Here is an 8,609-nt window from a genome sequence, read left to right as displayed (position 1 = left end):
GGTGCGTAATACGCGTCGGCAATGCTGAAGGCACCAAACAGCAGCGGCCCGCCGTTGGCCTGCAACTGGCTTTGCCACATGTTGACCAGGCGCCCCACATCGGCGCGCAGGGCGGCGTTGTCGCGCCATTGCAGCGCGCCCACCTCGGGCAAACGGGCCTCGATGTTCATCGGGCAGGCGTTGCGCAATGCAGCAAAGCCGCTGTGCATCTCGGCACAGAGGCTGCGCGCCCGTGCGCGCTGGGCTGCATCGGCCGGCCAGAGCTGCTTTTCGGGAAACTTTTCGGCCAGGGTTTCGGCAATCGCCAGCGTGTCCCAGACCACCAGGCCACCATCGACCAGCACCGGGACTTTGGCTGCGGGGTTGATTTTGCTGACGCTGGTTTTGAACCGGGAGTCGGGGGTGAAGGCGTCAAATCGCAGCATCACCTCTTCAAATGCAATGCCAACCTGTGTCATCAGCACCCAGGGGCGCATCGACCAGGACGAGTAGTTTTTGTTACCAATATAGAGTTGCATCATGGCAGGTCGCGGTTGTCGCTGGTTTGGGCGTCACGCGGGCCGATCAGGCCCAGGCGTGTCTTGAGGGATTGGGTCTGCCCGGTGATCATGGCGGCATAAATGGTGGTGTTGGCCAGCACTTTCTTCACGTAATCACGGGTTTCGGTAAACGGAATGTTCTCGGCCCAGATGGCCGCCTCCATGACTGGTGCACCACTGCTGCCGCGCCAGGCACGCGGTCGGCCCGGGCCGGCGTTGTAGGCAGCCGCCGCCAGTGGCATCGAGCCGGCAAAGTCATCGAGCACCAGTTTGAGATAGCCGGTGCCAATGGCAATGTTCACATCGCGCTCGGTGATCTGGTGCGGCTTGAAATCGGTGAGGCCGATCTTCTTGGCGGTCCACTTGGCGGTGGCAGGCATCACCTGCATCAGGCCGCTGGCACCCACGCCCGAGCGCGCGTCGGTGATAAAGCGGCTTTCCTGGCGGATCAGTCCGTACACATACGCCGGATCCAGGCCAATCTCGCGGCTGCGCGATACGACTTCCTTTTTGTGCGGCATCGGAAAGCGCTGCGTCAGATCGACCAGATTGCGGGTGCGTTCGCTGGTGTTGATGCAGCGGTCCCACACCTCGTGCTGGCATGCCAGGTCGGCTGCGGCCAGCAGTTCGCGGTCATTCATGCCACCATCGGTGTGCAGGTTGGTGGTGTAGTTCCACTCGCGTACCCCCTCTGGGCGCAAACCCAGTGCGATGGCCGCGAGGGCGCGCTGCAGGCCCGCGTTGGCGCGTGCCTGGTCTTTTTCCGCATTGGTCAGGGGTTCAGGGTCAGGCGGCGGCGAGATGGGACGTCCCAGCTCTTCGAGCGCCAGCATTTCGTAAAAGCCACGTACGCTGGCGACGCCCTGCAAAAGCTGTCGTGCCTGTTGCTGTTCTGCCTCGCTGCGTCCCGGACGCTGCAGGGCGCGGGCATGCCAATAGGACCAGATGGGCTCAGCAGCGCTATCGGCACCCATCGCTTTGATGGCTGCCAGCGCGTCATTCCAGCGGTTTTGCCGAAGCGCGGCGCGCACCCGCCAGGCCAGGTGATCGTCACTCATGCCAGCCGGGTTGGCATTGCTGTAATAGCCCATGGCGTCATCTGACAGCTTTTGCGCTGCTGCTTTGCCGATGGCGCCCCATGCCCAGGTACGTTGGGCATTGCCAAGCGACTTGCTCCAGCGCTCCTGCAAGGCCGTTGCTGCACCATCCGGACTGCTGTCCGCCAGCCGGATCAGCGCCAGCAGCGCCAGCTCCTGCGTCTGGGCGCGGTTGGCGGGTGTCAGGCGGGCCAGAAAACGCGCCGGATTGCTGCTGAGTTCAGCAAAATCACCGGTCGCATCCGGCGCCACAATGTTGACGGCCAGTTGCGCCGCGCGGATCTGGCGCGCTTCCAGCGCCAGACGGGCTTTGAGCCAGATGTCGGCGGGTTTGAGGTGTCCGGCGGCAAAGTGCTTTTCGGCCGCCAGCGCACAGCCAGCCCCTGTGTCCTTTTGCCGGTACCACTGGGTTTTGACTTCTTCGGCCAGATTGACACCGGCCAGGGTCTGCTCCATGGCCAAGGTGTAGCAGCGTACCTCGTGGTCATCGTTCATGCGAAAGTTGGGGGCCTCGCTGGCAAAGCGTGACCAGTCGCGGTTTCTTCCCAATACAAGCAGCCAGTCATTGCGCAGCCGGTCTTCCTGATAGGTGCCCTTGTAGCGCCTCAGAAAGTCAGTGATTTCGTCGCTGCTGGCGGACTCCAGTCGTGCCCGCAGCTCCCAGTAGGCGGCCCAGGGTTCCAGCACATGTCCCTGCGCCGCCGGCAATAGCTCGGTCAGACGTTTGCTCTGGTTTTTGCTGAAGGCGCTGCGCATCTCCAGCAACACGTCATCCCCCCGTGCCGGGGCAGCCAGGGCGGCAGGGGCCAATGTGCCAAGCACACCTGCCACGCCAATCAATGTCAAAATGTTCACGAACTGCATGTGGGGATTATGAATAACTCTGAAGAGAAACGGGCGCAAGAGAAAAAAGCCTTGCGCAAGCTGCTGATTGAGCAGCGCCTGCGCCTGCCCGATCGCGCCCAACGGGTCGATCTGTTGCGTCAGGTGATGCGCATCTGGCTGGTGGGGCGGCCAGACACGGTGATCGGTGCTTACTGGCCGATCAAGGGTGAATTCGACCCGCTGCCCGCCTTGCACCGCTGGAAAGAAGACGGCGAGCTGATCGAGCAACCGCAGCTGCGCAAAATCGGCCTTCCGGTGGTGGACAAGGTGCACAAGACCATGACCTTTCACGCCTGGTACCCCGGCTGCCCGATGGAAGACGATGCTTATGGCATTCCGAAACCCAAAGACACCGAGGTGATTGTGCCCACGCTGCTGTTCGTTGCCTGCGTCGGCTACGCGGCCGGCGGTTACCGGCTGGGCTACGGCGGCGGCTTTTATGACCGCATGCTGGCGCGCTTGACACCGCGCCCGTTTACCGTGGGTTTGGGGTTTGGTACCGACTTTTTGCCCGAATTCGAGCCCGAGCCGCACGACGTGCCGCTGGACGCCATCCTCAACGACCACGGCGTGGTCTGGCCGGTGTAGGGCCGTGCTCGAGCCGTCATCGATTCCTCGCACAAAGGTCACCCTCGCCTCATGAAAACCGCACTGCTGGTGGTGGATGTGCAAGCTGGGCTGTGTACCGGCGAATGGGCCGCGTTTGAGATCGACGCGGTGATTGGGCGCATCAATGGGGCCATCGCGAAAGCCCGCGCGGCGCAGGCGCTGGTTGTCTTCATCCAGCATGAGGAAGTTGCCGGACCCTTGCAGTTTGGCAGCGAAGACTGGCAGCTCGATGCGCGCCTGCAAGTCAGACCGGATGACCCGCGGGTGCGCAAGACCGTGTCCAACGCGTTTCATCACACCGGCCTGCTGGCCTTGCTGCAACAGAATGCCGTGCAGCAGCTGGTGGTATGCGGGCTGCAGAGCGAGTTTTGTGTTGACTCCACGGTGCGGGGTGCGCTGGAACACGGCTTTGCGGTCACCCTTTTGTCGGATGCACATTCCACGGTGGCCAGCGGTGTGCTGACCGCCGCACAGATCACTGCCCACCACAACGCCACACTGGCTAACCTCGGCGGCTATGGTGTCGCTGTCACGCTGGCCCGGGCTGCCGATGCACCATGGTCATGATGACGATCTGAGAATTGGCAACGCTCGCAAGGCGGGTCATGCACGCGGCTACCCTTGGCTCCGGTTTCTCAGCATTCCACAATATTGACGGCCAGCCCGCCGCGCGAGGTTTCCTTGTACTTGGTTTGCATGTCGGCACCGGTCTCGCGCATGGTCTTGATGACCTTGTCGAGCGAGACAATGTGCTGCCCGTCACCGGCCAGCGCCATGCGTGCGGCGTTGATGGCTTTGACCGCGCCCATCGCATTGCGCTCGATGCACGGCACCTGGACCAGGCCACCGATCGGGTCGCAGGTCAGGCCCAGGTTGTGTTCCATGCCAATTTCGGCCGCGTTTTCGATCTGCTCGGGGCTGCCACCCATCACCGCCGCCAGCCCCGCGGCAGCCATGGAGCAGGCCACGCCGACCTCGCCCTGACAGCCCACCTCGGCCCCGCTGATCGATGCGTTGAGCTTGTACAGCATGCCAATGGCAGCAGCCGTCATGAGAAAGTTGCTCACGGTGTCGGCGTCGATGCTGTTGCCTGCTCGGCCGCTGCCGTGCACCACAAAGCGGTCGCAGTAGTGCAGCACCGCCGGAATCACCCCGGCCGCGCCGTTGGTGGGTGCCGTCACCACCCGGCCACCAGCGGCGTTTTCTTCGTTGACCGCAAAGGCATAGACGTTGACCCAGTCCAGCACGCTCAAGGGGTCGGCCAGCGTGCGCTCGGCGCGCTCGCGCAGTTGCGCCGCCAGCAAGGGCGCGCGCCGGGGCACCTGGTGTGGTCCGGGCAATGTGCCAGGATGGTTCAAACCCCGTTGCACACAGTCGCGCATGGTCTGCCAGATGGTTTGCAGCCCCGCCTGGATGTCTTCGTCGCTGCGCCAGGTGCGCTCGTTGACCCACATCAGCTCGTGGATGGTGATGCCGTGCATATTGCAAATGGAGAGCAACTCACGCCCACTGGTAAAGGGGTAGGCCACATTTTTATACTCGGTCAACACGGCTGCATTGGCGCTGCCCGCGGTGACCACAAAGCCGCCCCCCACACTCAGGTAGGTGGACGTCTTGATCAATTGTCCCGTTGCGTCAAAGGCGCTGAAGATCATGCCGTTGGGGTGCTCTGGCAGTGTTTCGCGGCGGTGCAGCAGCAGATGTTCGGTTTCGACAAAGTCAATCGGATGTTCGCCAAGCAGGCACAGCGAGCGGGTAGCGCGCACTTGTGCAATCAGTCCAGCAACGGCATCGACCGCAACCACATCCGGGGCGTGACCCATCAGCCCAAGCATCACCGCCTTGTCGGAACCATGCCCTTTGCCGGTGGCACCCAGTGAGCCATACAGCGCACAGCGCACGCTGCGGGTGGCCCCGAGCTTTCCGTCATGCTGCAAGGCCAATGCAAACAGCCGCGCGGCGCGCATCGGCCCGACGGTGTGGGAACTGCTCGGTCCGATGCCGATCTTGAAAAGGTCAAAGACGCTGATGGCCATGGGGCGATGGTAGTCCGGTTCAGCGAACCGGCAGTGTCAAGGCGCGCGCGTCGTCTTCAAAACCCTTGAGCCGCGCGATCAGCCGGGTGCGTTGTGTGGCACTGCTGCCGTTGTGCAGCGCTGCCAAGGTGTCGCAATGGGCCTGGGTGAACTGGGCCTGGTTGGCCCGGTAGGCAGCATTGGGCGAATGCTGCGTGCGCTCCAGCAATTGGTGTACCTCGGCGCGCACCTGTTGCGGACTCAGCCCGGTGCCGGCCAGGGTCTGCAGTGTTTGCAAAAAGTCCTGCTGGCGGCGCAGCATCTCGGCTTCAGCCAGGCTCAGGTCAAACGGTGAGGCGGTGATGCTGCGCTGCAGCAGCGCGCGCTGCGTCGGGCTGAGCGGGCCGTAAAAATCTTCCACGCGTTCCACCAGCCGTTCCAGGCGGCGCGCCTGGCGCTCGGCGTTGTCGCCTTTTAGCCACTCGTCGCGCCATTTTTGCTGCCGTTTTTCCAGCTGGCGTTGCAGATGTCTGAGCTGCTCCGGGCTCAGACGCACGGCCAGCGTGGCCAGGCCAGGTTCGGCCTGGTCAAGTACCGCGCCAATGCGTGGCTTGAGCACATCAACCCAACGGCAGAGCTGGCTCGGCGTGACGTCGATTGCGGCCTGGCTTTGCAGCGTGGCCAGGGCGTTGGCCAGCAGCGGCAGCTCCTGGCGGCGATGCCAGTCGTGCAGGGTTTGCAGGTCTTGCCGCAGCAGGCTGCTTTGGGCGTCGTTCAGGTCAAAAAAACCGTCCACCCACCAATAGACCAGCTCGGGCAACTGGCCATAGCCCAGACGCGCCACACTGCATGCAACCAGCAGCCAGGTCAGCGTGAGCAGTGCAAGCACACGGATAATGCGTTCAGGTGAAAGGCGAAAAGACATGGAGGTTCGCATGACAGAGTCCCTAGATATTTTTCCGGCCAAACCGGTCGATGTGGTGATCATGGCCGCAGGCAAAGGCACGCGCATGAAGAGCCGCTTGCCCAAAGTGTTGCATCTTTTGGCTGGCCGCGCTTTGCTGGCCCATGTGGTCGACACGGCCGCGCAGTTGCAGGCGCGTCAGGTCACCATCATCACCGGTCATGGTGCTCCTGAAGTAGAAGCTGCTATCGCTCTCCATACAAGTGCTAGAGGCCAATTTGACCTGAAATTTGTGCGCCAGGAGCCGCAGCTGGGTACCGGCCACGCGGTGCAGCAGGCGGTGCCGGTGCTGGCGGACGACGGCGTGGTGGTGGTGCTCTCGGGCGATGTGCCGCTGACGCAGGCCGACACCTTGACGCAACTGCTGACCGCCTGTGCGGGCGAGCGGCTGGCGCTGTTGACGCTCGACCTGGCCGACCCCACCGGCTACGGGCGCATCGTGCGCAGCGGCGACGTGGTGCAGGCCATCGTCGAGCAAAAGGACGCCACGGCGGCGCAGCGCCAGATCACCGAGATCTACAGCGGCATCATGGCCGTCCCCGCGCAATTGCTCAAAACCTGGCTGGCGCGGCTGGACAACAAAAACGCGCAAGGCGAGTACTACCTGACTGACGTGGTCAAGTTTGCCGTGGCTGACGGTGTGCCGGTCGTGGCGCACAAGATTCTGGACGCCGTGCAGATTGCCGGTGTCAACAGCCCGGTGCAGCTCGCCGAGCTGGAGCGCGCCTACCAGAAGCGCATTGCGCTCCAATTGATGGAGCAAGGTGTGCGTCTGATGGACCCGGCGCGGCTGGATGTTCGCGGCACGCTGCGGTGTGGGCAAGACGTGGTGATCGACGTCAACTGTGTCTTTGAAGGGCAGGTGAGCCTGGGTGATGGCGTGCAGATTGGTGCCAACTGCGTGATCAAGAGCGCCAGCATTGCGAATGGCGCAGTGATTCACCCGTTCAGCCACATCGAAGGCGGCAAGCCGGGCAGTAAAGACGCGGTGGAGGTGGGCGCAGGTGCACTGGTTGGCCCGTTTGCCCGGCTGCGCCCGGGTGCACGCCTGGGGGCCGAGGTGCACATTGGCAACTTTGTCGAGGTGAAAAATTCCAGTCTGGCCAAGGGTGCCAAGGCCAACCATTTGGCCTACCTGGGCGATGCCACGGTGGGTGAACGTGTCAACTACGGCGCGGGCAGTATCACTGCCAATTACGACGGTGCCAATAAGCACCGCACCATCATCGAGGCCGATGTGCATGTGGGCAGCAACTGCGTGCTGGTGGCGCCGGTCACCATCGGCGCGGGTGGCACGGTGGGCGGTGGCTCGACGGTTTCCAAAGACGCCGCTCCGCTGGCGCTCACCGTCGCGCGTGCGCGCCAAGTCAGCATTCCGAACTGGAAGCGGCCGAGCAAGAAATGAGCCCGGACCCTGGTCCCGACAAGCTTGCTGACTTGCAGCGGGAGTTGCAGGCGGCGCGTGATGAGCTGCAGGCGTTCACTTACACCGTCTCGCACGACCTGCGCGCGCCGCTGCGCCACATCAACGCCTTTGCCCAGATCATCGAGGAAGACTGGCCAACGCTGCCGCCTGAGGTGGCGGGGCACTTGGCCACCATCCGCCAGTCGGCGCAGTTGCTGACGCGCCAGCTTGATGGGCTGACGGCGCTGTCGCGCCTGGTGCAACTGCCGTTGCAGCTGGCGTTGGTGGATGTGGCGGCCAGTGTCGCCGACGCGGTGACCAGCCTCAAGCCGACTGCGGTTCCGCGGCCCATCGACTGGCAGATTGCACCCGAACTGCCGCCGCTTTGGGCTGACGCGGCAATGTTGCGGCAGGTGCTGGGTTGTGTGCTGGACAACGCCGTCAAGTTCACCCGGCCGAAAGATCCCGCGCTGATCCAGGTCGGTGGTGAAGGGCTACCGGACGGGGGCGGCATTTTGACCATTGCCGACCATGGCGTGGGCTTCAAACCCGAACAAGCCAGCCAGCTTTTCAAGGTGTTTGCCCGCCTGCATCCGGTGCGTGAGTTTGACGGCTTGGGTCTGGGCCTGGTGACGAGCCGCAAGCTCATGGCACGCATGGGCGGAGACATTGAAATCACCGCCGAACCAGAGCACGGCTGCAAGGTGACCTTGCGGTTTCAGGCACCGCCCCCCGTCGCGTGACTTGAATTGCTGGCCGCCGGCCTTGAGCAGACCGCCCGCTACGTCGACCCATGCGGAGCCGACAGCGCCCATCTGCTGATTCTTGACCGCGTCCCGGCGGCCGATCGGGACAGATGCGCCAATTGATCGTGATGCACGTCTGTCCGTCGATAATCTGGCCCTACTCAAGATTCGATGCGCCGCTTTTTCATCATCTTCATTGCCCTGCAACTGCTGCTGTTCGGTATCGAGCTGACGCAGCCGGTGCAACAGCATCTGGTGCTGCCTTGGACCGCTTGGCTGGCACAAGCCTGTGTGGCCATCGTCACCCAGTTTGACACCAATGCGGCAGCCATGGGCAAGGTGCTGTGGA

At 63.2% G+C, this 8,609-nt stretch carries 8 protein-coding genes and 1 pseudogene; 5 read left to right on the top strand and 4 right to left on the bottom strand.

Translation table 11 applies throughout. The features are described 5' to 3' along the window. On the bottom strand, positions 1-521 hold a 521-nt coding region (locus KBF66_RS17635; RefSeq protein WP_296660490.1), incomplete at its 3' end, for a glutathione S-transferase. Then, positions 518-2,500: a lytic transglycosylase domain-containing protein gene (locus KBF66_RS17630; protein ID WP_296660487.1), complete on the bottom strand. Its 1,983-nt coding sequence runs from the start codon at positions 2,498-2,500 to the stop codon at positions 518-520. The genes KBF66_RS17635 and KBF66_RS17630, both read right to left, overlap by 4 nt. A gap of 9 nt (positions 2,501-2,509) precedes the next feature. On the opposite strand from KBF66_RS17630, the gene KBF66_RS17625 reads away from it, so the two are divergent. Further along, positions 2,510-3,109 (top strand): 5-formyltetrahydrofolate cyclo-ligase, encoded by a 600-nt coding sequence (locus KBF66_RS17625; RefSeq protein ID WP_296660483.1) that lies wholly within the window; start codon positions 2,510-2,512, stop codon positions 3,107-3,109. A 51-nt stretch (positions 3,110-3,160) separates the two neighbouring features. Continuing rightward, a complete protein-coding gene (locus tag KBF66_RS17620; RefSeq protein WP_296660478.1) occupies positions 3,161-3,697 on the top strand; it encodes a cysteine hydrolase family protein in 537 nt (178 codons plus the stop codon). Between the two features lie 68 nt (positions 3,698-3,765). Here the strand turns inward: KBF66_RS17620 and KBF66_RS17615 are convergent, their stop codons facing one another. Together KBF66_RS17615 and KBF66_RS17610 are read right to left on the bottom strand one after the other, a co-directional pair. Then, positions 3,766-5,166, bottom strand: coding sequence for an L-serine ammonia-lyase (locus KBF66_RS17615; RefSeq protein ID WP_296660475.1), 1,401 nt, complete (start codon positions 5,164-5,166; stop codon positions 3,766-3,768). Between the two features lie 19 nt (positions 5,167-5,185). Beyond that, complete coding sequence (locus tag KBF66_RS17610) at positions 5,186-6,070, bottom strand: DUF6279 family lipoprotein (RefSeq protein ID WP_296660473.1); 885 nt, start codon at positions 6,068-6,070, stop codon at positions 5,186-5,188. A 10-nt stretch (positions 6,071-6,080) separates the two neighbouring features. Between KBF66_RS17610 and glmU the strand changes: the two genes are divergently transcribed. The 3 genes and pseudogenes from glmU to KBF66_RS19660 all read left to right on the top strand — a co-directional run. Beyond that, positions 6,081-7,514, top strand: coding sequence for a bifunctional UDP-N-acetylglucosamine diphosphorylase/glucosamine-1-phosphate N-acetyltransferase GlmU (gene glmU / locus KBF66_RS17605; protein ID WP_296660468.1), 1,434 nt, complete (start codon positions 6,081-6,083; stop codon positions 7,512-7,514). Then, a complete protein-coding gene (locus KBF66_RS17600; protein ID WP_296660465.1) occupies positions 7,511-8,257 on the top strand; it encodes an ATP-binding protein in 747 nt (248 codons plus the stop codon). The genes glmU and KBF66_RS17600 overlap by 4 nt, the downstream gene beginning before the upstream one ends. Positions 8,258-8,431: 174 nt before the next feature. Further along, positions 8,432-8,609: pseudogene (locus KBF66_RS19660) on the top strand (exosortase H); the annotation flags it as partial.

It is taken from the genome of Rhodoferax sp., from assembly GCF_018063565.1.
Lineage (GTDB): Bacteria > Pseudomonadota > Gammaproteobacteria > Burkholderiales > Burkholderiaceae_C > Rhodoferax.
This window is presented reverse-complemented; position numbering and strand designations above follow the sequence as displayed.